The sequence below is a fragment of the Peribacillus sp. FSL E2-0159 genome (assembly GCF_038643155.1).
GTDB classification, from domain to species: Bacteria; Bacillota; Bacilli; order Bacillales; family DSM-1321; genus Peribacillus; species Peribacillus simplex.
In genome coordinates, this window is the sequence record NZ_CP152053.1 from 2,721,391 (window position 1) to 2,745,845 (window position 24,455).

Genomic DNA, 24,455 nt, shown 5'->3' on the forward strand with positions numbered 1-24,455 from the left:
TCCCTATTTAACTCTCGGACTATAATCCTTATAATATTAAATAGGAAAATATGACATTTAGTGTAGGATTATACTGTTTCTGAGGTGAGTTTCATGGTTTATGCAGATATTTTGAGTAATATACACTCTGCTATCTCCAGTAAAAAAGCTGATTTACATGTGAAAATTGAACGTTTAGAAAATGCGAAGAACGATATTATAAAAGAGCAAAGCATGTGCTTAAACGAGATTAGGAAAATAAAAGACCCTGAGCTAGGTGGCAGCTGGACAGGGAATCGCTCGGATCAATTTCAGGAAGCCCGTCATGATGCCTATAATGTGATGTTTAGTATCATTCATGACGATTATGACGATTACCAATGGAAAATCGAGGCGATGATTACAAAGCTGAATGCCGAGAATACGCTTCTGAGCATAGCGGGGAATATTGCCCAAGAAGCCGATTCCCTTTTGAGCAAAGGCGAAGAGGCATTTGAGCAGCTGGAAAGTAAAATTTCAGATTTAAAAAGGCGGTTGTTTTAATGACGACAATCAAACTGAATCATCCTGCCGTAATGAAGCAAGTCGATCAGGTGAAGACGGCACTTGGTACAGTCACGCTTGGAAATTTGCCGGCAGGCGAGCTTGGCAGCAATAAATTGGAATTCACTTCGAAATGGATCGACCGGGAAACGAACCTGGAAAAGGTCTTCGAGCAATATATTAAAATCGTTCAGAAAAATGTGGAAGATACCCGTGCCAACATTGACTTATTAAAAGAACAGGATGAAGCCATCGCCCATGCGTCTTCACATGGGTACCCTACGCGATGAAAATATATGAAGCCAAGAAATTGATGGGCGCAACCAAGTCGCGCGCCAAGCAATATGAAGAACTAAAAAAGGAAGTCGCAGCCCTGAAAAAGGAATTTCAGGGCATCGTCGGCTTGGATAACGAGTTTCAAGGAGCTGGTGCCGCTGCCATCAAAAGCTTCTATGAAGCGCAAATCGAGGTGGCGGACGCCTGGATGGAACTATTCACGACCCAGATCAGTTTTTTGGAAGGCATTCCGACCAGTCTGGAAGAGGCGGACCTCTCCGGAAATACGCTGGTCGAGGTTCCCTTTTTAGATGGGGAAGTCTCGAACGGCATCAACCAAGCGAAGTCGCTTGTCGATGAACAAGCGAACGATCTTCAAAGGATTCTCGACAGCATTGACGATATCCTGCCTCTTGATATGTTCGACCAAAAAGACTTTAATGAAAAAATCACGCTGGCCGGGCATAGACTGGATGACACCGTGACAAAGCTTGAGAATGTGGACCGGCAATTGGTCGAGGAATATGATGTGTCCGTCGGGCAGGAAAACGTGGCCGTTGGCCTCTTCCGTGCCTTGCTTGATGCCACCAAACAGGACGGCAACGTTTCGCCGATGACGTTTAACCAATCGGCCTTCAAGAATAGTGACGTCTATCAAGTGAAGGATGAAGTCGCCGGTCAGATGAAAGACTATCAAACCTTCAAAAAGCAGCAAGCCGAAGCCTGGAAAATCGAACAAGAAATGGAAGAACTCGAAAACCGCCCATGGTACGAAAAAGCCTGGGATACGACAAAAACCTTTACAGGGGAATTCACGGGATATTATGATTCAATCAGGGCCTCAACCGGAGTCGATCCAGTAACCGGCCGCAAGCTGTCCGATGCCGAACGAATCGCCGCAGGCGCCATGGCCGCCGCTGGATTCATCCCCGTCGTCGGCTGGGCCGGCCGGGCCATCAAAGGCGGCAGCGCCATCTACAAAACCGCTAAAGGACTCAACGCAACGAACCACGCGCTAGATGCCTATAAAACGACAAAAGGCTTTAGCCTCATCCAGAAAACCGAATACGGGATATACGGACTCCTCGCAGCCAACGGCCTCGGTGAAGCAGTCACTGGCAAAGACATGTTCGGCAACCAGCTGACCGAGGAACAGCGCCAGAACGGCCTGTTGATGGCACTCGGAATAGGCGGAGTGGCAGGTGCAGCCAAGGTCGCCGATAAAGTAGCGAGTGGTACAAAGTTCATTCCTTACAGTAAGGAATTTGCCCAAAAGCAGGTTCAGAAGGTTCAAGCCTTCGGCAGGGAAATCGGCAAGGTGGAAGTACCTCTCCGGATTAGGGTCGAAGAATTAGCTACGGCGTATGGAAACAACTATAAACATGTCACATTTGATAAAACGACGATTAAGGATATCGTGCAGAAGTTTGCGGTGAAGAGTGATGGTGGTAAGGTTTCAAATGGAACTGGAAGTAAACCGGGTATTAACATTGGGAAAGAGGATTTGGAAACTCTTAGAATAAAACTAGGTGTTCCTGAAACTCAAACAATTGCTATTGGAAAAACAGATGTAAAAGGTTTAGAAGGTAAAATATTTGAGGGTGGCTCACCTAAAGTAAGAAAAGAAGCAGGTTTACCTGATTTAGATACAGTAATGCCCAATAGGCCAATTAAGTCACCTTCTTCCCATCCTTTATCTACTAGACATGCTGAGGAGGGTGTAATTAATGAATTCATTTTGGAGGTTGAAAGAGTAGGATTGAAGGCAGAAGAGGTTACCGGTACATTAAATTTACATCAATCTAATCCAAAAGGTGCCTGTACAACTTGTATACAAGGAATTGTTAATCCAAATGTTAAACCAGGAATATTCATGCAACTAAGTAAAAGGTACCCTGAGTTAACGATAAAGTTATCTTCTGAGACAGTAGAGGGGGTTAAACCTGCTGGGAAATTATCCTTTATTTTGAAAAATGGAGTTTTGATTGAATAAGGAGGAAAAGTTTGTGATAGAAAAAATTAATGAAATGAACGCTGATTTACAGGTAGCATTTCTTTTAACTTTGTCTGAAAAAGTTATTGGCATGCTTTCGAACTCTTCTGGGTATAAAGATGCAGTAGAAGCAATTGACTTATGCTGGAGATGGGTTGAAAACAAAAACATTTCTGGAGATACTATCTATCAATTTTTAGATAATGCTGATGAAACAGGTCTATTCATTCTAATGCAATTTGAGGAGAACGAATTAAAGATCAAGGCTTGGAACTGCATTATTGATGCAATTGCTTTTGCTAATTGGAAAGCTTACATTGAGCAAGGGGAAAAATATTTACCTGCTCCAATAGAATCAGTGGATGAAGATCTATTCCATCATTTCATAAATAATTTCTTAGAAATTAACCATGGAACGGATGAAATGATCTATCGTTTAATTGATAGTTTACAAGATAATTATTCAAATAATAAAATTGATGCAAATATAAGAAAACAAATTTTATCTAGCATTGAATAAGTAATTATACAAAAGGCTGTTCAGCTTTTTCCCTTTAAGTTCTTGTTTTTCACGCGCTTATAAAACAACAAAGTAGGTTATGTAAATTGTTAGCGGATGGGTTAACTATGAATATGAGGATATATCCAATGCAGATGATCACGAAAGAAGGATTATTTGGGAATATACTCGATTGGGTCTTTTACCTGAATCTGAATATGATAAGAGTATTTTAGAAGAATACCTTAAGAAAGAATGATGTAGGGCAAGAAAAGCTCGTTCTTTAGTATGACCTTAACGCAAAAGTTAAGGTCTTTTGTCTGTTGAAAAAAAAAGAAAACAGGAATTCTTATTTAAAGAATTCCTGCTTTGCATACTATTTGTTAAGAAATGATTTTTCGAAAAATTCTAGAAGATGCTCTAGAGTGATTGGGTCACTGTATGTGGATGCTTTACTATTTATTTCAAATATACGATCGTTCTTAACTGCAGGTATATTTTTCCATGTGTCGGTCTCCACAAATGAATTAACCACATCCGGGTTTTTACTAAAGATAATATAATCTCCAGTATACTCAGGAAGCACTTCCGATGAGAGGACATAAATGCCGGATTTAAGTGCTTTTTCTTTTACTTTTTCAGGCATTTTCAAATCCATTGCTTGATACAATATTTCTGTTCCACGTGCATAATTATTTCCGAATACATAAAACTCTTTAGCATCATTTTCAATCACAGAAACGGTTGCATCTTCACCAATTTTTGCACGTATCGCTTTTCCTGCGGATGCTGCACGCGTTTTGAAATCATTAACCCATTCTTTTGCTTCCTTTTCTTTATTTAAGAGTTTTCCGATTTCTATTTGCTGTGATAAATAATCTAATTTCCCCCAAGTGAATACTACAGTTGGAGCAATTTCATTTAGCTTTGCAATATTTTTCATCTCGGATCCTGCTATGATAAGGTCCGGTTCCAGTTCAATGATTTTCTCCAGGTTATCTTCTGATACGACTTCGACTCCCTTTAGTTTTTCTTTAAAAAGGGGGTTCATATTGGTCCATTGATCTATCCCGACGACATTACCTTCTAAAGCCAATACATTAGGTCCATTAGAGAGAGCAATTATTCTTTTTGGGTTTTTAGGAATTTCTACAGGACCTGTTTCTGATTGATACGTTATTGTTTCTTTTTTAGTCTTGGATGCATTATTTTCGTTCGCTGTCTCTTTGTTCCCGCAAGCACTAAGAATAAGTACAAACAAGAGCAGGAAGGGTATGAATAGCTTTTTCATTCTGATTTTCTCCTTACTAATTATAGTGTAGGTTAAAAACATATCAAAAAAGTATCTAATTAATAATGATATTCATTTTCAATGACTACAACAACATGTTAATAGGAATGATAATCATTGTCAATAACTTTCGGAAGATTGCTAAACTACGTGAATCAAACTGTCACCCTACTTGTAGAAACATGTTTGAGGCTAGTTGGAGAAGCTATGACACTTTTAAGGAATATGGTCACTGATATATTAATGAAGGAATAAAACTATCCGGTATTTGGTCTTAAAAAAGTAGCCAAGGAAGAGAGGCAAGGTAAGCTCAGGGATTTTTGATAGATCAGAACCACTTTCAATAGGCATACTAGAAGAATTGGATCAATTTATAGGATTTTTAAAAGAAGCCGTTGAGAGTTTTAAGTGTTCAGCCATAAAAAATGTCTTTAAAGTATAAAAATCAGTCCTCATAAAACAAATACGGTTACTAAATATTGTCTTATAATTACAAATGTAGGTAAGTAACTATTAGTTAAATTTCAGGCTAATATAAAGCGTTTTCATGTTGTGAGATTCAAGCATTAAGTGACAACTTTCATAGTAGTGAAGATGCCGAGTAATTTGAAAACATAATTTTAAAGTAATAAAAAGAGTTTTCTAAAAAAACATTGGTTAAAATGTATGTCCTGTAATTAATAATGTAAAAAAGTTTTTTCAAAGAATTTTAAACTAGAAACACAATTTAGTATAATCCAATGCTATTGCTATATCTCACCCTGGAAGGGAGTTGGTTTCTATCACTTATTGTAAGAAGTGATTTGCTATTCCAAAAAATAAAAAATGACTTGAATTGTATAAAAGTACATTCATTAAATCTTTAGGAGGATACGAGAATGAAATTATCTTATGTAACAGATAGTTTGGGACACTTACCATTTGAGGAAATGCTTGATGTTATTAGTGAAATGGGGGTCGATACGGTTGAAATGACGACTGGTGGATGGTCTCCAGCGCCTCATTTGAGATTAGATGAACTATTAGAAAGTCAAAATAAAAGAAATGAATTTTTAACCGCATTAGAAAACCGCAATATTAAACTGTGTGCTTTAAATTGTTCTGGAAATCCCTTAGATCCGGGTGAACTTGGCAAAGAACATCGGGAAGTTACAAATAAAACATTTCAATTAGCGAAGTTATTAGGCATAAACAAGATAATTATGATGAGTGGACTGCCGGCAGGAAGCCCAGAAGATAAAATTCCTAACTGGATTACTTACACTGTAAGTTGGCCCCCGGTTCTAAAAGATATTTTAGATTATCAATGGAATGAGGTAGGGATTCCGTATTGGAAAGAACTAGTTATTAAAGCTGAAGAATGTGGTATTGAAAAGATTGCACTTGAAAACTTTAGTTCCCAATTGGTATATAACCCTGAAACATTATTTAGATTACGTGAAGCAGTTGGACCCATCGTAGGCTTAAATTTAGATCCAAGTCATCTAATATGGATGGGAGCGGATCCCATTTTGGCAGCTAGAGAATTAGGAGAAGCTATTCATCATGTTCATGGTAAAGATGTTCGCCTCGAGAGACATTTATCAGGTATTAACGGTGTGCTGGAAACAAAAGAAGTTACGGATGTAGCGAATAGAGCCTGGAATTATGTAGCGGTAGGTTGTGGACAAGATTTGCAATGGTGGAAAGAGTTTTTCTCCGTGGTTAAGATGATGGGATATGATGCGGAAGTTTCTTTGGAAATGGAAGATCTGACCATGTCAGTAGAAGCAGGGGTAAGAACGTCAATTGATGCTTTAAAACAAACACTTAGCTTTTAGTTTAAACAAATGAATGGCTTCAAATGCTATAGCGGCTATAATTTTTGGAATATTGCGTAAACAATATTTACTTCCGGCTATTTATAAGAAGGATCATTCAAATTAAAAAATATTTGAAAGTGAGGAATATTACTATGATAAATGGAGAGAAGAAAATTGCAAGACCGTTGCGCTGGGGTATGGTTGGCGGAGGACGACTTGGACAGGTTGGTTATAAACATCGAATCGGGGCACTTAGAGATAACACAGCTTTTCAATTGGTAGCCGGGGCATTTGATATAGATCCTGCTAGAGGAAAAGACTTTGGTGTGAACATTGGTGTTGCTGAAGAACGCTGCTATCCAGATTATAAAACGATGTTTGCAGAGGAAGCAAAGCGTGAAGATTATCTTGAGGTTGTTTCAATTGCAACTCCTAATGGTACTCATTACGAAATTTGTAAGGCTGCATTACTAGCTGGTTTACATGTCATTTGTGAAAAACCATTGTTTTTTACCACTGAAGAGGTTCTAGAAATTAAGGCACTAGCTGAGGAAAAAGGAAAAATCGTGGGTGTAACATATGGATTCTCAGGTAACCAGCTGTTACTTCAAATGCGGGCTATGGTTGAAAAGGGAGAAATCGGTGATGTGCGATTAGTCGATTTACAGTATACTCATGGGTTTAATGCCACTGATGATGGAGACAAAATGAATGCTGCACAAAAGTGGCGCGTGGATCCTAAAGTTGCAGGACCAAGCTATGTGTTAGGTGATTTATCTACACACACATACTATATGTCACAGTTAATTCTGCCGAATATGAAAATTAAAAAGTTATTATGTGATCGTCAGAGCTTTATCAGCAGTCGTGCACCGTTAGAGGACAATGCTTACGTTTTAATGCACTTTGAAAATGGAGCTGTAGGAAGACTTTGGACATCTTCTGTCGATGCAGGTTGCATGGATGGACATCGTATTCGCATCGTTGGTTCAAAAGCAAGCTTAGAATGGTGGGACAGCAAGCCAAATGAATTACGATATGAAGTGCAAGGGCAACCGATCCAAACGTTGATTCGAGCGATGCCTTACTTAGATGAAAGGTGTAACGAGGATGAGCGTTTAGGTGCTTTACACCAGGAAGGGCTTTCAGAGTCATGGGCAAACATTTATCTGAAATTTGCGATTGCGATTGATGCGAAAATACGTGGGGATCAAGAAACATTGGATACACTTGTTTATCCAGATATTAATGCGGGACTTGAAGGCGTTCGCTGGATTGAAAATTGTGTCCGTTCTGCAGATCAGGGAGCAGTTTGGGTGGATTTTGAGAGTAATAAAGAAACTTTGTTAGTGGGAAAAAGTATTTAAATTTAGGCAGCATTAAAATAGATTGAAAAGTATAAGAGTCCTTACCAAACTCGTGGGATTGGCTGTGTAAGCCAATTCCATGGAATCTGAAATCGGAATTCTTGAAAAAAATATATAAAATTCGTTCGTTGTAAGCAGTAACTCTTGATTATCAGAAAAACAAACATGGTTAAGCTTTATAAGCACCGCTTATAACTTCATGGATCTTTGGATGAATAATTAGAGAGTGTCATTCATAGAGAAAATAATGTAAGCGCTTCAAAAAACTCAGAATTTGAAAAAGTGGCTTTGAATTTACAATATGCTTATGGGTGATGTGAGAATTTATTCTATTTATCTTTGTTAATAGGTGATGTTTCCTTTACCAAGGAACTAAACGGTTAAGCACTTTTTTTAAATGCATACAATTAGCAAAGGGGGAATTTAACGTGGAAAACATCAAGTTGTCTGATGATCATTCCGTTAACACGGAACCTGACCAGAAGAAGGACCCGAAAAAGTTTCTAAAATTAGTCACCATCGTATCAACTTTTGGGGGGCTATTATTCGGATATGATACAGGTGTTATTAATGGAGCACTTCCATTTATGGCTAGACCTGACCAATTAAACTTAAATCCTTTCACTGAAGGGTTAGTAGCAAGTTCATTAATACTAGGTGCAGCTTTTGGTTCAATATTTAGTGGACGCTTATCGGATAATAAAGGGCGTAGGAAGGTTATTTTGTACCTTGCAATGTTATTTTTCTTTTCTACAGTTGGTTGTGTAATAGCACCAAGTACAACTATAATGGTTGTTTTCCGTTTTCTATTGGGGCTTGCTGTCGGAGGTGCTTCTGTAGTAATCCCATCATATCTTGCTGAAATAGCTCCTTCGGACAGGCGTGGTGTTTTGGTTACTCAAAATGAATTGATGATTGTTACTGGGCAATTTTTGGCTTATATATGTAATGCAGTAATTGGAAATGTTTTTGGGGATGCGGGACATGCATGGCGTTATATGTTGGTGATTGCGACATTACCAGCAATAGCACTTTGGATTGGAGTACTTATTTTACCTGAAAGTCCTCGATGGTTAGCGTCAAAAGGAAAAATGGCTGAAGCATTGAAAATACTACAACAGATTCGAAGTGAAAGTATCGCTCAACAAGAGTTGAAGGAAATTAAAGCCTATATTTCAAAAGAGAAAAAAATAGAATTAATGAGCTTCAAAGATTTAAGGACACCTTGGATTCGACGTATTGTGATTCTTGGTATTTTTATTGGATCTATATCACAATTAGTAGGTATAAACTCTATTATGTACTATGGAACACAAATTCTTGAAAACTCTGGTTTTGGAACAAAAACAGCATTAATTGCAAACGTAGCAAATGGATTAATTGCAGTAGTTGCAGTCATTGTTGGTATGTCTCTGCTGAATAAAGTGAACAGAAGGCCAATGATACTAACAGGCTTAACAGGGGTGACGGTTGCACTTATTACGATTGGTATTTCTACTCTAATGCTTAATGGATCTCCAATGTTGCCATATGTAGTATTATCCATGACGGTAGTATATTTAGCCTTTTTCCAAGGAGCTATCGGCCCAATGGTATGGTTAATACTTGCTGAAATATTCCCTGTTCGATTACGTGGTATTGGTATGGGAATGGCTGTGTTTTTTTTATGGATTTCAAACTTTATAGTAGGAGTATTCTTCCCTGTTCTTATGGACGGCATCGGACTTTCAGGAACATTTTTCCTATTTGCAATGTTTGGTATTGTGGGAATAATATTTGTAGCTAAATTCTTGCCAGAGACTAGAGGACTATCATTAGAACAAATAGAGGCTAACTTTAAAAGAGTAAGCTGATGAATCAGAATTAACGGTTGTTATGTTTAATCCGAAATTCAATTTATAATAATTTGTTTTAATAACATATAGAAATTTCGGAATAAATATGCTTTTTTTAACTTATTCCATAGTCTTATCCGTAATGATAAGACTATTTCTTTTTGTTCCTTTCTTGAAAGTTTCGAGGGTTATATGAAAAATGTCTTTAAAGTATAAAAATAAGTCTTCATAAAACAAATACGCTTACTATATCTTTGCTTACAATTATAAGTGTAAGCAAAAAATTATTGGTTAAGTCTGTAACTATATAAAGCGTTTCATTTGGATTTCAGTAATAAGCAACGCCTTTAATAAAAACTAATGGTGAAGATGCCGAGTGAATACATATATTTTAAAAATATAAAAAGGTGACTTTATAAAATAACATTGGTTAAAATCTATTGTCCTGTATTTGTAAATGAGATTTCCAGTAATAAAAAAGAAAATTGTACTAGATCCTAAAATGGGGATTTGTTGCAGAACTAGGCTGACAAAATATATCGAATTAACACCGCGAGAAGACTTCCTCCCATTTTTAATCTTAGAGAAATATTATATTTGGAGAAGAGGACTTTTAAAAGTTCTTTACCTGAATTATTATAAGGTTATTAGTATTTATAAAAACCCAGATTTTTTCATATGAGAATAGAAAGTAAGTTTAGCATATCCTATCCTTATAAGGTGAACTAATGTAAACCAATTGTATATCTTTTGATTTCTGAATTTTAAAACAATTAAAATAATCGGCTTTGCCATTACGAATATGAATAAAAAGAAAAAATGAAGTAAACGGATGAAAGAAGCCATTTTAGATAGTTATCAATCAATCCAGTAGTAATCTTTTAATTGTTGCCTGGTATATGGTATTCGGAGAAATCCCTACATGTATTATGTTTGTTAGGCAAGAGAAAGAATCTATTAAGGTATTAATCAGGCAGCAAACAATCTTCTACATAATAAATCCTTTTTCAACTTAAAACAGGGGGACTTTTTTTGAATCTAAATGAATATACAGCGGGAAAAATGGCTTTGAATCAATATGTTCATCGTTTAGCGCACAATGGAGCTTCTTTTTATGTTCACTATTGGGGGGTCATGCCAACTCATTATGATAATCTTCTTCATAAACACTCCTTTTTTGAAGTGTGTTTTGTAGTGGATGGGGAAGGGGAGTATATAGATGATGATTGTACCTATCCGTTACAAAAAGACACCATTTTTTTTTCAAAACCAGATGTATTGCACCAAATAAAAAGTGAAAGCGGACTATCGCTCCTCTATGTTGCGTTTGAATTGATAGAATCGGAATCAAGTGACGAATGGATAAAAATCATGGAGGAGACTAAGCAATGTCCTGAAGTGATTATGAATTTAAAAGAAGATAAGGATATGATGGCTGCACTAATTTGGAAATCCCTGCTTATCCAAGCGACAAAGACCGAGCAAGCTTTTTTCGAAGAAATGCTAAAAAATTTGGCTTATTCCCTCATTCTTTCGTTAGTGCAAACTTTTGTTTCTCATTCACATAATGATAATCAACATACCTTTCCTAAAACTGCTTCTTCACTCTTTAATATAGCGAAATTGTATATTAAGGATAATTTGACACAGCCTTTAAAACTTACTGATGCAGCAAGTCATTTGCATATATCCGGTCGGCACTTGTCTCGAATATTTGTCTTGGAATCAGGTGTAAGTTACTCGGAGTTTGTTCAAAATGAGAGAATACAGAGAGCTGCGACCTTACTCAAAACAACAGATTTATCCATTAAAGATATTTCGGAAGAAACCGGCTTTAAAAATATTCACTATTTTACTCGTGTTTTTACTTCTGCAATGGGTTCTTCTCCTGGGCGTTTTCGCTCTCTCTATATAGACTTAAAAGCAACTACCTATACAGAAGGGCAGGTGCAAAAACAATTACTCTAGTATAGAACCATAATTCTAATAAAGGAAAATTAACAGGAATGTTTCACCTTTTTAATGGCCAAGAGACAACAGATACTCGAATTGTCCGTGCAATGGGGCCAAAAGATGTAATAAGAGGGTTCCTTTTAAAGGATACACGGGGTCAACACGTTAAATAGTAATGCGTGCGAAATCCAGTACTGTTCGATTTATCGAGGGGAAACATAGTTTTTTTTAAAAAAAGCCTGACTTAGTATTAAAAAGTAACGTTTAGAGTAGATACTAAAAAGTTCTAAATCTAAAGTAATCCTAATCCTATTTATGCCAGCACCAGCGTAACGTAATAAAATATTAACTATGGAGGGTATTTATAATGCCATTAATCAGATTTGATTTAATCGAAGGGCGAGATAAGAATTCTTTAAGAACTCTACTGGATGCTGCTCACCGGGCAGTTGTTAAAGCTTTCGATGTACCCGAAAAGGATCGATATCAAATAGTTCATCAGCATCCAGCTCATGAATTAATAATAGAAGATACCGGGTTAGGTTTTGAGAGAAGTAAGAACTTAGTAGTAATAAGTGTAACTAGTAAGCAAAGAAGGGAAGAGCAGAAGCAATATTTTTATAAAGTTTTGGTTCAAGAGTTGGGAGAAAATTGTGGAATAGAACCAAATGATATTATGGTTTCAATTGTTACCAATGGGGATGCTGATTGGAGTTTTGGACTAGGGGAAGCCCAATTTTTAAATGGTAAATTATAAATGATATTCTCTTAAATCCTTTGCCTCGGACGAAGAGCATTTAAATATTCTCTAATGAACGATATAAATGACTGAAGAGAAAGGCACCTCTCAATATGAGAGGTGCCTTCACCATTTTGTACAAGCTGATATAACAAATTGGACAAGGAGGGTGTTATTTTAGGTCTTTTATTTTAATAATGGGTTTCATTGGTGCATTTTGCATATCGACGGGTCCTACCATGGACTATGATACCGGAAGTTTTTTCAAACCATTTAAGGGCTCGGGCAGTAGGGCTCACTACTTTGATGTTCTTATGGGAATCGAATTGGGCAGTTGGCCAATTCACGCCTATATTACTTAATGGGCTAGTCAACTTAAAAACTTTCAGGATATTCGCTGCGATTAATGTGATTTGCTTCATCTTCGTTGGGAAAATAATCCCCGAGACCAAAAACAAGACGCTAGAGGAAATCGAACAATTTTGAAAACCGGCTAAAAGCAGAAAATCCAAGAAACACAAGCTAAAGAGAATATCTACAACAGCTCCTCAACTATGTGCAGAGGAGCTGTTGCTTAGCGATTAACAAAACGACATATATATTTGAACTAAAATTTGGAAGTTTCTATAATTCTATAAATATAGTATAGAAAGGAAGAATTATATGAAAAAGTTAAAAAAAGGATTTTTAATCGTGTTAGCAGGTTTTTGTCTTTTATTACTAAACATTTCGACATCGGTTTCAGCTCATGTGAACAATTCAAAACGAACGGTAATAACCAGTGAAGATGGATCAGTAGTCTTAACTCAAATAAAAAAGGATGTATGGGTTCATACAACATATACAGAAATCCAAGGTAATAAGGTCGGTGCGAATGGTCTGGTTCTTAATACTTCAAAAGGAATTCGAAAAACCTGTCAAGCTGGCTATAATAACTCACCACAAATATGATAGAATTGGGGGTATACAGGCATTATTCGATCAAAAATTAAAAACAATAAGTACTCCTGAAACTGCAATAATGGCAAAAGAGTTCAACAATCCTATGCCTGATCCTTCACTAGAGTCAATGGCATCTTCTTTAAAAGTTGGAAATATGAAAATCGAAATATACTTCCCCGGAGAAGCCCATACTTCTGATAACATGTCAATATGGCTTCCAAAGTATAACTTATTATTTGGTGATATGATCTTCGCACTGGAACAAAAGAATTCCGGGATCATTGATGAAGCTAACATGGAAGCTTGGCCAAATACGATGAAGAATTTAATGTATGTTTATAAAGACGCGAAAATCGTTATTCCTGGCCACAAAACTTGGGGAGATTTCAGTTTGCTTCCACATACATTGGAAATTGTCCAGAATCATGGAAAATGATTCACTTCTAAACTTTTAGCAACTTGTCCACACCATCCATCAGTCTATGCATATACAATAGTAAGGAGGGTGTTAGGATGGAGCTAAATTGTTGTTATGAAGAAAAATGTTTTGAGAACAATGACCCAAGTACAGTATGGTTTCCTGGAAAGCGTTGTAAATGTAAATGTAAATGCAAAAAAAACAAGCGCCGTTTTTAGTTAATCACTAAAAGAATGAAGCAACTGTAAAAAAGTTGTTCTACAGAGGCAGTCCTAGTGGCTGCCTTTTTTATTTGGACATACAGTTGCAGATCAGAGTGGGATATATTAGTGGAAAGTGCGCTGAAAATATATAAAGATGAAAAAACACTCAACCGTAATGGCTGAGTGTTTTTAAGCTAGTCTTCCTTAAGGATCAGCCTGCTTTGCTGAATGATTTCATTATTTTTATTAATCGCTTCGACATTGTTTAACTTAACATTGTCATTGATCAATTCATTGTCTTCCATAAATTCAAGTAGCAATTCGATGGATTTATCGAACAATCTTTCCAGTGGCATATCCCTTTCTTCTGCCAAACGAGTAAGCCGCATGTTTAAATGAGAAGCGAGTGAAGAAACGAATGGATCTCTACCTTCGTTCATTTGCATCCCCCCTCCTTTTTAATAATTTTATTATAATATGGAAATAATTGGAAGTGAAATGTAGCAAAGGGAATAAAAATTAATCGAAAGCTGGTTATGGATTGGCGAAGTGTGCTGGGAGTTGGATGATATTTGGATCGGACGCTGTCAATTTATTATTTATATTACATAATTTTTAATAATTATTTTGCGTAAAAAAATGAAGCTACCCATAATATGATAGCTTCTCATTTGTTTTATTTTATTCCAATGCTGGATCCATTAAGGCTCTCTAAAGAGATTTAAAATTAATGATGTAAAGCAAGGGATATAGAATAATAAAAGTTTATTGAACTTAAGTTAATCCCTAGAAATTTAACAGTAATCTGTATTAGTTTATGTTCGGATAGCACAACCCCAATGTCTTATTTTAGTTTAACTAAAATAAGACATTGGTCATCTTTACGTTGGTCAGTGTCCTCTTCATTTCTAAGCGCTTGTATAATTTCCTCTTTAAGTGTAGATAAAGGGGCAGCCGAATAGGTCTTTAACAATGAGCATAAATGGTCTGAACCTAGAGGTTCTTCAACTCCATCTGTATAAAGGCACAGCTTACTGTCCTTATCGTATGTAAGGGTATTTGTTTTAAAAATCATATCTTCAAACATCCCGAGTGGAGGCCGATTAGAACGCAAGTGATATTGTTTTCCGTTAATATCCTGTAAAAGAACAGAAGGATGTCCTGCATTGATATAGTTAATTTCTCTCTTATCAGTATCGATTAAAAGGTAGACGGCTGTGCAATAATGCGAAGATTCACTTGTGTTTTTGAATAAACTATGAAGATGATCATCTAATTCCTTCATCACAGTTCTCACTTCAGAACCTTTTAAAATTAATCTCTGAAATATGGAATGAAGTGACATGGTTATTAGAGCTGAAGAAAGCCCGTGCCCCATCACATCAAGTAGGATAAGGCCATACCGTTGGTCGTCAATTTGGTAAAATCCATAAAGATCACCAGATAATTGATTGGAGCCTTTATAATACGCTTGAATTTCAAGATGTTCATTAATAATAGGAACAGTTAATAGTGTCTCTTGGATTTTTTTGGCCAGATCCATTTCTATTTCTGTATTTACTTTGTATTTTTCGTTTTTTTCGTTCAATTCAATAAGTTTATCCTGTTGTATTTTCATCGTTTCATGAGTATTCTCTAAATCAGAATAAGCCTGATTCCTAGCATTTAGAGCTGTCACTGCCTCTTTTTTCGCAATAAGAAGCTCATTTTCTAATTCGTTTCTTTTTCGCATTGGAATCACAACACACTCAATAATAGTTCTTCCATCTCGCTCTCGTCGAACAGCGTTGAGTAACACAGGTATTTCTCCATCATCTACAGACTTTAAGGATATATATATTTCCTCAATGTGATTTTCTAACTTAATCAGAGGAACCAGATAAAGCTGATGAAAGAGTATTGCAGAAGCCGAAAGGATAAAATTAATATGCTGCCCTTTCAATTGATCGAGATTATACCCCAATATTTTAAGTAAGGTTTGGTTTACGGATAAAATAGTATTTTCTTCTGACAAAGTCAAATATCCGCAGGGTGCCTCATTTAATTGTTCATTCACAAAAATTCACACACCTATCCCTTTCTGTAAATCGTTTATCGGAAATTCATCCAAATACTGACGGATTAGATAAATCGTCTCTTCAGGATGACTCATATGTGGACAGTGTCCTGTTGCTTTCATCATTTTCAATGTACTATCAGGAAGATGCTTATGAATATATTCACCCACTGCTGACGGAGCAATAACATCTTTAGAACATTGCAAAATGAGTGATGGTACTTTTACTTTTGCTAAGTCTTTACGGTTGTCTGCAAAAAAGGTAGCCTCCGCAAATTGTCGAGCGATAATAGGATCAGTAGAACAAAAACGATTCTCTAGCTCCCGTTTAAGCTCTGGGCGATCTGGATTATTCATTACCGTTCCCGCAAAGGCGGTTGCCCAGCCTATATAATTTTTGTCCATCATATCAATCAATCCTAAAAGTTGTTCTTTCTCGAATCCTCCGTAATAATCATTAGGGAGATTCAGGTAGCAAGGGGAAGGACCAACCAGAACAAGTTTAGAAAAATATTCAGGATGTTTAATTGATGCCAGCATGCCAATCACACATCCAACTGAGTGTCCAACAAATATAGCATCTTTTAGGTCTAATGCGGAACAAACATCAAGTACGTCTTGTGCATACCCATCAAGAGTACTGTATCTTTCCACGTCATATGCCTGTATATCTGAATTACCTGACCCAACATAGTCAAATAGGATAATTTGGTATTCATCTTCGAAGTCTTTTGCAACTGATTGCCAGACATTTTGATCACAACCAAAACCTGGGGCAAATATCATTGGTCGTGTACCACTTCCATTAAACTTTACATTATTACGTAATAATATATTGGGATTCATAATTAGCTCCTTCATTAGAAGATATACTTACTATATGTTAACACTAACCTTATTCGAATTAAAGAATTACACTTTAGTACTAAATCGGGAGAACTTATCTTATACTACACCAAGATTTTCTTGAACAGAAAATTGTCTTAGCATCTATTTACCTTAAAAGTTCTGTCACCCCTAAAAAATTGAATGAAACTGGATTGGTTGAATATTCTAAAACGGGAATAAAGTAGCCTTCAATATAATCCAGGATCTTGGAGAGGTATTACTTATCCTGGCTGCTTAGCGAATTAAGGGTTTATTTTTCAATATTTTGGGTATAAAATCAATAAAATCGAATCGAAGGGATGTTACCTTTGAATAACCAAAGTGAAATTTCACATGTAATGGAAGCCATGAGGGGATCCAGTGACCGTCGGGCGTTTGAACGTTATCAAACTATTTACCTTTACATAAAGGTTTACAAGCAAAAAGAAATCAGTGACATCACCCTGCGCAGTCTTAAAACCATCTCCTCTTACATCAATGCTTATAGAAAAGGCGGTATTGATGGTTTGAAAATGGGACACTCTCCTGGTGCACCATACAAGCTAACAGACAAACAGAAGCAAGAACTTGTTCAAGTAATCACTTATCAAACTCCCAATGATTTTGGGATTTCTACAACATACAATTGGACCCTTTCCTTAGTGTCGAAGTATATTGAACTGGAATGGGGGGAGAAGTATACACTTCGTGGAGTTTCAAGACTCTTGAAAACTCTTAGTCTTACGTATACACGAACTTCTTATACCAGGAAAAGGTCGACAACGTTCCTTGATAATTAGCCTTTGGAAAGCCTAATTAATAAGGGATTATGTATAGGGGATCTACGCGGGATTTTTTTGATTAGATTGATAAGAAATATATGGCCAATGATGTTTTTCGTTTAACGGTTCTAAAGTGTAAATTCTTTTTAGAAAACATATTGTAGAGAGTAGAAATAAGTGGAATATAGAAGACTATTGACTGATTATGTGTAGCTCTTTAATCCAATTTATAATCATGATAGAAACGCAACAAAAAATTTTAAAAATATATAAACCCTATTTTATGTCTATATTTGAATAGATAAAATAGGGATTTTTATAATGGGTACCTTAAACATCTCCCTTTTTCTGCTCAAATCCTTCAATATTGTTTTACCCTATCTTTAAAAATTTTCTAATGTCTAATTGGAGCTATTAAAATGTTGCTAGCTTCAGGTTCTTTGCGCAAAAAAATTACAATATTGCGCAATTTAAATATATTGATATCGGACGCATTCTTGGTTTTCCCTGTATAATAATACTATATTTTACATTAGGGGGATTATTCATGGACCAAGCCAGCAGTTTAATAGGGCTTTTTGCAATCATACCGATTTTGTTTTATCTGGGACTTATTGTTTTAAGTGTTTATTTCATAATCAAGATAATAAAATTCATCAATGCAAAGACAAGATTAGATCAAGAAAGAAATGAAAAGCTGGATGAATTGATAAGAGTTATTGGTAAAGATAAAGAAAATCAAAATTAGCCTTTATAAGAGAACAAAAGCACAATCCCATTAAGGGTTGTGCTTTTGTTAATTTACCAGAAATATATGAATGATGAACCCATACTAGGTCAACATAAAAGGGCGTTTTTTGTAACGTCAAGGTAGGTGTACAAGCATTTCCTAATAAGTACCATAACATAATAGGAGGTGATAAAATTGACAGTTAAATTAGAAACTTTATTTGAACGTTCGGAAAAGAATATGGGGAGCGGAATTCATCCAGTCGTCAAAGAATCAGCATTGGAAATGGTTAAACGGGCATACCAAGAAGGCATTTTTGTCCAAATCAGCGCAGGTTATCGGTCTATGGAAGAGCAAGCAAAGTTATATGGTCAAGGTCGCCTAGGTTATATCTACGAGGGTAAAAACTATAGTGATTTATCGAAACCAAGAGTGACCAACGCGATGCCAGGTCAATCTTACCATAACTATGGACTAGCCATTGATTATTTCATAGTCAGCGATGATGGAAAGAATGCCGTATGGACAGTTGATGCAAAATGGAAACGGGTAGCGGCTATTGGTAAATCCTTGGGCTTTGTATGGGGAGGGGATTGGTCAAGCTTAAAAGATTATCCGCACTTGGATATGACGGGCGGACTAACTTATTCTCAGTTAAAAGCGGGAACAAAACCTAGACTGATATCAAAAGTGAATGGAACCATCCCACCAGCAACACAAGTCGAATCGGATGTGATTGTAAAAGATACGCCTGCAAAGGACAGCGGCAATCAGACTATCAAGTCCATTCAAAGGACATTAAATAGCCGGTATTATGCAAAAATAGATGTTGATGGTTATTATATTATGGTCCTAATACAAAAAAAGCTTTGATAAATGGTTTTCAAACCGAACTGAATAAACAATATGGTGCAAAGAATAATATTGATGGAATATGGGGACCCCAAACAAAAGCGGCTTCACCTAATGTTAGGGAAGGGGCGAAAGGGAATATCACCTATATCCTTCAAGCTGCACATTATTTGGAAGGACAAAATCCACATGGCATAGATGGCATCTTTGGAAGCGGAACGGAAATAGCGGTGAAGGCATTTCAAAGGACTAAGGGAATATCTGCAGATGGTACTGCAGGTGAAAATACTTTTGCAAAATTATTTAGATGATATATATATTGGAATAGAACTATAATGCTTAAATGCAATTAGTTTAGCAAAAAAGCCTTAAAAAAAGCCTTGAAAAATGAGGGCTTTTTTTTATGAATAAAAATGTTTTTTAAAATAGCAGTTTTTTTAAAAGTAAATATCCCAATCGTTTAAGAATCGAAGTATAAGAAAAGTAAGAATACATATCGGGACAAGAAATGTAACCGCATTTACGAAATGTAAGTACTTTAATGCTGAATGTTTTATTCCTTTGACTTTTATCACTAAATAGAGGAATGATAAGATTGCGATCAATGGGCATAGCAAGCCAAGATCAGTTAAAATCCTTGAAATGGGGTAATTCGTAATACTAAATCCAATGAGGAATGAAGTAAGGCAGATCACATTGATAACCGACAAAATGGTTGGTATTAACAACAAGTTCTTTTTTATCGCCATAAATTTCACCTCCAAAGTGATAATCCCGCCTGATATCTTATAATATCCACTGATTAAGTAGCAAAGCAAGGTAAGGCTTTGTTAAAAGTAAATGTTGATTTACAAAGTACTAAGAGAAAATATCCAAAACTCGGCCTTTCACAAATGTGAATTGTAATATTTATCGAGTATTTATGCTCATTTTTGTTCACTTAAAATTGACTGAAATATAATAGTATTTTTAATTTTCCAACACACTCCTCCAATAAAGTTAAAGTAGGACATAACTTTATTGGAGGAAAAAAATGAAAAAAATATGGAAAATGCCAATTTTGCCTATCGCCTCTATTAGTCTAGCATCTGTGATGATTGTAAATGCCATTCCAGAAACTCCAGTTCAAGCAGAATTGAATGTTCATTCACAAGTACAGATGAAAAATCATGTGCTTCCGCTGGGAACACCTAATTTGAATGAGAAAAGAACTTCTATGAATCCAGCACCAGGAGTGACGTATACCAAAATCAATCGTGGTGAAATATCTTCTAAAGACTTTTACACAGTGGATGTGGCATTTGTAGAAACACAGAAGCAGGCAAAGAAATTGTTGGGAAATTTAAAGAAGGATGGTTTCAAAACTGCTCGTATCATAAAAGAACCGGATCGGGCCTTGGATGACAGGAAAAAAAGTCCACTTGGATACATTGTTCGCATCGGCCAATATCAGGTGGAAGCGGATGCAACCGAAATGAGAAACAAGTTATCGGAAAAGGGATATTCGGGTCTGCGAACTGTGTATACGGGTGAAGATGGAGAGAAAACAAAAGGACCATGGGTAGTAAATGTCCTTGAAGTGGATCAGGATCGATTTAAAGGGCATGTGGTGCCTGAATTAGCAAATGATGCAGTGACAGGGAAAGAAACATTGACCCAAATGGTAGACAGAAATGATGCCCTTGCTGGAGTTAATGCTGGATACTTTGTTATAGGAGAGAAGGATGGAACAACAGGCGATCTTGCCGGTATATTCGCCAGCAATGGTCACCTTGTCAGTGAAGCGATTAATAGCCGTTCAGCTCTGATTTTATCTTCTGTTGAAGAGAAAGCAAACATTGCTTCTGTTTCCACGTTAATTCAGGCAACTTCAACTGATGGTACGGTTAGGGAAGTGGATGGATTAAATCGGAAGCCAGGATTAATCCGCAATTGTGGCGGTGTTGGAGGAGATACGACAACAGAACTGCCGAAACATGATTTTACTTGTAAGGATGAAAGTGAGCTTATCCAATATACGTCCGTATTTGGAGAAAAGACAGTATCGGGCGACGGTGTGGAAGTGGTAGTAAATCATGCCGGAAAAGTGGTGGAAATTCGTAACCATCGTGGAGGAGTCATTCCAAGCAGTGGTTTTGTTCTTGCGGGAACGGGGGAGGCAGCAGAGTGGCTTCGTGACCATGCCCAACAAGGGATGAAGATTCAAGTGAAGAGTGAAATCACCGGGGATGGAAAGCAAATAAAATTAGATCAAACCACCAGCATGATTAATGGAGGTCCTCGATTATTGGAAAACGGAGAAATTTCCATTAATGCCGTAGAGGAAGGTTTTCACTGGGAAGAAGATCCTGGGTTTTATTATCGTTTTGGGGAACGTCGTAATCCTAGAACGCTTGCAGGAATCAAGGAGAATGGCAATCTATTATTTGTCACGATCGATGGGCGCGCACCTGGATGGAGTGTGGGGGCTAATTTTGAAGAAAGTGCGAAAGTCATGAAAGCATTAGGAGCCGTCGATGCCATCAATCTTGACGGGGGCGGATCGACGACCATGACAGTTGGGGATGACCGAGTCACAAGACCATCTGATGCAGCAGGTGAACGCCCGATTGCCGATGGAATATTGTTAGTAGAATAATAGATGGGCGTTAAGGAGTTAGAGATTAACGTCTTCAGTTATTTTAGAAATTAACTTTAAGAAGGCTGCCCTAAAATTACTGAAACATGATTTGGGGTCAGCCTCTTTATTGATTTTAGAAGAAAATGTTCTTTCCTCGGTGAACCTCCAGATTTTCATTTGCCATCCGAATGGGGTGGAGAACATCGATTGATCTACGCATTCATTTGAATACTTCCAATTAAAAACCGAGAGAGGTCATAATAAAGAAAGAAAAGAGGTTTCAACCACCGGGTTCACGCCCTATAAAGTGTCTAATTTTTGGGGTTCACTTCAATGACGAACTCTTTAACTCCGTTTTAGCGTCCGATGGTGGAAGGTCCATATAAAAATTTATTCAAGATATGCCCTATTAAAAGGTAGACTAGTTACAAAACTCCCTTATAATCTGGTTCCTTATTGCTTCTACCGGAAATCCCTGTTGATAGGTAGAAATCATTAACATGATACCTTGTAGCACAGATGAAAAATATAACGATCGTTTCCTTGGTTCTTTTTCCCCCAAGCTTTCAAATAGTTTACATTGAAACTCAAATTGTCTAGCATTTTCTTCAATTATGAGATGACTGTATTTTATCAACTCACCATCAGCCTCTGGCTGAGTTTGCAGGTGTAGATAGAACCGATGGACTTCCGGTTTTTTGAGGATATTATCAATGGCACCATTGATTATATGTTCAAGCTGTTCACGAGGTGTATTTAAGGTGAATGCTTCTTCCATGACTTCAACCACTTCCTTGATTCTAGCCTCGACCATTTCAGCAAGCAGCTCTTCTTTTCCTTTGTAATAGTTATAGAGTAACCCTTTCGAAATACCCGCCTTCTTGGCTATATCGCTTATAGAAGTAGCGTAATATCCTTGTTTCATAAATAACTCCATGGCTGCAGCACGAATTTTTTCTTTGGATGCTTGGCGAATTCGGTCATTCTCTTCGGGTGTACGTGGCATTTTAACTTCAATCCTCCATAAAAGCAGTGATTTCTTGATATAAATCTTCAGAATGGGTGAGGGGCAGCATATGATCGGCATTCTCTATTTCGATGAAGCTGATGTTTGGAACCTTACGGAAACAATCGGCAACTCGAAAATTATCTGCCAAGTCCTTTTTACCGATAAAAAATAAAGTTTCGGGTTTCAATTCTCCTAATCGTTCCATTGCTGGCGGCTGAGGCCATTTCATGCAGAAATCAGCTGGCCACTTAAGCATGCGCCCGAAATGATGGCTGAGCATTTGAACAGTGAGATCTTTGTGCGGACTATTAAGAACAACTTGATATGTTGGTGAATGAAGGGCAAGCTCTAACATCTTATCTATATTGGGGGCGATTTCCAATATTTTGTTATGATATTGTTCAAACTCTTTTGAATAGGGAAAACCGGTCAAAGAAGGAGCAATTAATACAAGTTTCGAAACTCTTTCAGGGTAATTAAGAGCGAAATCAGTTGCAATCTGCCCGCCCATGGAATGGCCTATAATCGTTGCCTGATCAAGTTCTAGGTAATCCATTAGTGCCAGTACATCGTCAACATAGTTTGCATGCTTTAAAGGGGATGGTGATTTACCGGCACCACGGCCATCAAAAGCAACTACTTTGTAATTCTTGGATATAAGAGATGCTAAAAATGTCCATTGCCTCAAATCAGCCCCACCACCATGAATAAGAACAACAGGGTGACCCTTGCCAGTAATCTCGAAATGTAAATCCAATGCAACCCCTCCATTTTTTTACAGAATTTTCAGTATTATTTTATTATTGAATGAACGTTTAGTCAATGGAAAACGTAATTTAATTTTGAATGACTTAAGATATTTTTTTCTATTCCGCATATATTCTATTGGACTAATAAACATAGAGAGTATAATTTAAAGGTGTAGCCGAATAAGAGGAGTGGTGGATTAAATGGTAAAAATTCGAAAGGCTTTATTTTATGAAGTAGAAATGATTCGTGAACAGAGAGTGAAGGCCTACGAAGAACATGCTCAAAGCATTCCTGAAGGGCATTGGGATGCTCTGAAGAAAGCTATATCTTCAGATGCCGATGAACAGCGAGATGTTGAACTTCTAGTTGCTGAATTTGATGGAGAAGTGGTAGGTAGTGTAGCTTTGTTTCCAGCGAAATCAGATGCCTACAAAGGGCTTGTTGACATGTTAGATTATCCTGAGATAAGAATGCTTGCAGTCACACCACAGGCACGACAAAAGGGTGTGGCTGAGGCATTAATCCAAGAATGCATTCGTCGAACAAAAGTAAACGGTTCACAGTACATCGGCTTACATACCGCAGATTTTATGAAAACTGCTATGCGATTGTATGAACGTATGGGCTTTGTACGATTGCCGCAATTCGACTTCCAACCTGCCGATGATGGTATCATTGTGAAGGCGTATCGACTATCTATCGAATGAATAATATCAAAACGAAAAACAATCACCTTAACATAAGGAGATTGTTTTTTGTTTGTAGAATAACAAAATAATGACATACCAGAAGTTAATCATTTAAGGGCGAAAACGACAATGACGTATAGCATCGACTAATTAAGTCGTCATACTAGCCGTTTAGCGTTAGATATTCGGTTAATAAGCCGAAAGATTTATATGATATTGCAAGGTTAAAAAAAGCTAGTACAATCGCTTAGAAAATAGGT

Annotated in this window: 25 protein-coding genes and 1 pseudogene; 20 read left to right on the top strand and 6 right to left on the bottom strand. The window is 36.9% G+C overall.

Annotation, left to right across the window (positions count from 1 at the left end):
• The first annotated feature begins 93 nt into the window (after window positions 1-93).
• From NYE63_RS13335 to NYE63_RS13355, 5 genes are all read left to right on the top strand, one after another.
• Window positions 94-522 (top strand): DUF5082 family protein, encoded by a 429-nt coding sequence (locus tag NYE63_RS13335; RefSeq protein WP_283902511.1) that lies wholly within the window; start codon window positions 94-96, stop codon window positions 520-522.
• Window positions 522-812, top strand: coding sequence for a YwqI/YxiC family protein (locus NYE63_RS13340; protein WP_342605511.1), 291 nt, complete (start codon window positions 522-524; stop codon window positions 810-812). The genes NYE63_RS13335 and NYE63_RS13340 overlap by 1 nt, the downstream gene beginning before the upstream one ends.
• Window positions 809-2,791 carry a T7SS effector LXG polymorphic toxin gene (locus NYE63_RS13345; protein WP_342605512.1) on the top strand — a complete coding sequence of 661 codons (1,983 nt, stop codon included), beginning with the start codon at window positions 809-811 and terminating at the stop codon, window positions 2,789-2,791. The genes NYE63_RS13340 and NYE63_RS13345 overlap by 4 nt, the downstream gene beginning before the upstream one ends.
• Before the next feature lie 13 nt (window positions 2,792-2,804).
• Complete coding sequence (locus NYE63_RS13350; protein ID WP_342605513.1) at window positions 2,805-3,311, top strand: Imm6 family immunity protein; 507 nt, start codon at window positions 2,805-2,807, stop codon at window positions 3,309-3,311.
• 85 nt (window positions 3,312-3,396) lie between these two features.
• On the top strand, window positions 3,397-3,549 hold the full coding sequence (locus tag NYE63_RS13355; RefSeq protein WP_148358221.1) for an immunity protein YezG family protein: 153 nt from the start codon (window positions 3,397-3,399) through the stop codon (window positions 3,547-3,549).
• Between the two features lie 117 nt (window positions 3,550-3,666).
• On the opposite strand, the gene NYE63_RS13360 is transcribed toward NYE63_RS13355, so the two are convergent.
• Window positions 3,667-4,581: an iron-hydroxamate ABC transporter substrate-binding protein gene (locus NYE63_RS13360; protein ID WP_342605514.1), complete on the bottom strand. Its 915-nt coding sequence runs from the start codon at window positions 4,579-4,581 to the stop codon at window positions 3,667-3,669.
• A gap of 878 nt (window positions 4,582-5,459) precedes the next feature.
• Between NYE63_RS13360 and NYE63_RS13365 the strand changes: the two genes are divergently transcribed.
• The 9 genes and pseudogenes from NYE63_RS13365 (at window position 5,460) to NYE63_RS13405 (ending at window position 13,655) form a co-directional block, all read left to right on the top strand.
• Entirely contained in the window at window positions 5,460-6,401 is a 942-nt protein-coding gene (locus NYE63_RS13365) for a sugar phosphate isomerase/epimerase (RefSeq protein WP_342605515.1), read from the top strand.
• 134 nt (window positions 6,402-6,535) lie between these two features.
• Entirely contained in the window at window positions 6,536-7,750 is a 1,215-nt protein-coding gene (locus tag NYE63_RS13370) for a Gfo/Idh/MocA family oxidoreductase (RefSeq protein WP_342605516.1), read from the top strand.
• 443 nt (window positions 7,751-8,193) lie between these two features.
• A complete protein-coding gene (locus NYE63_RS13375) occupies window positions 8,194-9,603 on the top strand; it encodes a sugar porter family MFS transporter (protein WP_342605755.1) in 1,410 nt (469 codons plus the stop codon).
• Between the two features lie 1,044 nt (window positions 9,604-10,647).
• Entirely contained in the window at window positions 10,648-11,553 is a 906-nt protein-coding gene (locus NYE63_RS13380; RefSeq protein ID WP_342605756.1) for an AraC family transcriptional regulator, read from the top strand.
• Between the two features lie 107 nt (window positions 11,554-11,660).
• Window positions 11,661-11,770 (top strand): annotated as a pseudogene (gene glpX / locus NYE63_RS13385) (fructose-bisphosphatase class II); the annotation flags it as partial.
• A 135-nt stretch (window positions 11,771-11,905) separates the two neighbouring features.
• Complete coding sequence (locus NYE63_RS13390) at window positions 11,906-12,295, top strand: tautomerase family protein (RefSeq protein ID WP_342605517.1); 390 nt, start codon at window positions 11,906-11,908, stop codon at window positions 12,293-12,295.
• 228 nt (window positions 12,296-12,523) lie between these two features.
• A complete protein-coding gene (locus NYE63_RS13395; RefSeq protein WP_342605757.1) occupies window positions 12,524-12,763 on the top strand; it encodes an MFS transporter in 240 nt (79 codons plus the stop codon).
• A gap of 177 nt (window positions 12,764-12,940) precedes the next feature.
• On the top strand, window positions 12,941-13,228 hold the full coding sequence (locus NYE63_RS13400; RefSeq protein ID WP_342605518.1) for a hypothetical protein: 288 nt from the start codon (window positions 12,941-12,943) through the stop codon (window positions 13,226-13,228).
• Entirely contained in the window at window positions 13,152-13,655 is a 504-nt protein-coding gene (locus tag NYE63_RS13405) for a hypothetical protein (RefSeq protein ID WP_342605519.1), read from the top strand. The genes NYE63_RS13400 and NYE63_RS13405 overlap by 77 nt, the downstream gene beginning before the upstream one ends.
• Before the next feature lie 379 nt (window positions 13,656-14,034).
• Here NYE63_RS13405 and NYE63_RS13410 read toward each other — a convergent pair whose 3' ends face one another.
• The 3 genes from NYE63_RS13410 to NYE63_RS13420 form a co-directional block, all read right to left on the bottom strand.
• On the bottom strand, window positions 14,035-14,280 hold the full coding sequence (locus NYE63_RS13410; RefSeq protein ID WP_342605520.1) for a hypothetical protein: 246 nt from the start codon (window positions 14,278-14,280) through the stop codon (window positions 14,035-14,037).
• 404 nt (window positions 14,281-14,684) lie between these two features.
• Window positions 14,685-15,896, bottom strand: coding sequence for a SpoIIE family protein phosphatase (locus NYE63_RS13415; protein ID WP_342605521.1), 1,212 nt, complete (start codon window positions 15,894-15,896; stop codon window positions 14,685-14,687).
• A 6-nt stretch (window positions 15,897-15,902) separates the two neighbouring features.
• Window positions 15,903-16,742, bottom strand: coding sequence for an alpha/beta hydrolase (locus NYE63_RS13420; protein WP_342605522.1), 840 nt, complete (start codon window positions 16,740-16,742; stop codon window positions 15,903-15,905).
• A gap of 350 nt (window positions 16,743-17,092) precedes the next feature.
• Here NYE63_RS13420 and NYE63_RS13425 point away from each other — a divergent pair, with 350 nt between their 5' ends.
• The 5 genes from NYE63_RS13425 to NYE63_RS13445 all read left to right on the top strand — a co-directional run bounded on the left by NYE63_RS13425 (window position 17,093) and on the right by NYE63_RS13445 (window position 21,765).
• Complete coding sequence (locus tag NYE63_RS13425; RefSeq protein WP_342605523.1) at window positions 17,093-17,563, top strand: helix-turn-helix domain-containing protein; 471 nt, start codon at window positions 17,093-17,095, stop codon at window positions 17,561-17,563.
• A gap of 529 nt (window positions 17,564-18,092) precedes the next feature.
• Window positions 18,093-18,293: a hypothetical protein gene (locus NYE63_RS13430; RefSeq protein ID WP_342605524.1), complete on the top strand. Its 201-nt coding sequence runs from the start codon at window positions 18,093-18,095 to the stop codon at window positions 18,291-18,293.
• Window positions 18,294-18,470: 177 nt separating this feature from the next.
• A complete protein-coding gene (locus tag NYE63_RS13435; protein WP_342605525.1) occupies window positions 18,471-19,148 on the top strand; it encodes a M15 family metallopeptidase in 678 nt (225 codons plus the stop codon).
• The gene (locus NYE63_RS13440) at window positions 19,145-19,438 is read left to right on the top strand and encodes a peptidoglycan-binding protein (RefSeq protein WP_342605526.1); all 294 of its coding nucleotides are present in this window, start codon (window positions 19,145-19,147) and stop codon (window positions 19,436-19,438) included. Before NYE63_RS13435 ends, NYE63_RS13440 begins: the two co-directional genes overlap by 4 nt.
• Before the next feature lie 722 nt (window positions 19,439-20,160).
• The gene (locus NYE63_RS13445; RefSeq protein ID WP_342605527.1) at window positions 20,161-21,765 is read left to right on the top strand and encodes a phosphodiester glycosidase family protein; all 1,605 of its coding nucleotides are present in this window, start codon (window positions 20,161-20,163) and stop codon (window positions 21,763-21,765) included.
• 403 nt (window positions 21,766-22,168) lie between these two features.
• Here NYE63_RS13445 and NYE63_RS13450 read toward each other — a convergent pair whose 3' ends face one another.
• The gene (locus tag NYE63_RS13450) at window positions 22,169-22,753 is read right to left on the bottom strand and encodes a TetR/AcrR family transcriptional regulator (RefSeq protein WP_342605528.1); all 585 of its coding nucleotides are present in this window, start codon (window positions 22,751-22,753) and stop codon (window positions 22,169-22,171) included.
• Between the two features lie 7 nt (window positions 22,754-22,760).
• The gene (locus tag NYE63_RS13455; RefSeq protein WP_342605529.1) at window positions 22,761-23,513 is read right to left on the bottom strand and encodes an alpha/beta hydrolase; all 753 of its coding nucleotides are present in this window, start codon (window positions 23,511-23,513) and stop codon (window positions 22,761-22,763) included.
• Between the two features lie 193 nt (window positions 23,514-23,706).
• Here NYE63_RS13455 and NYE63_RS13460 point away from each other — a divergent pair, with 193 nt between their 5' ends.
• A complete protein-coding gene (locus tag NYE63_RS13460) occupies window positions 23,707-24,213 on the top strand; it encodes a GNAT family N-acetyltransferase (protein ID WP_342605530.1) in 507 nt (168 codons plus the stop codon).
• Window positions 24,214-24,455: the final 242 nt, after the last annotated feature.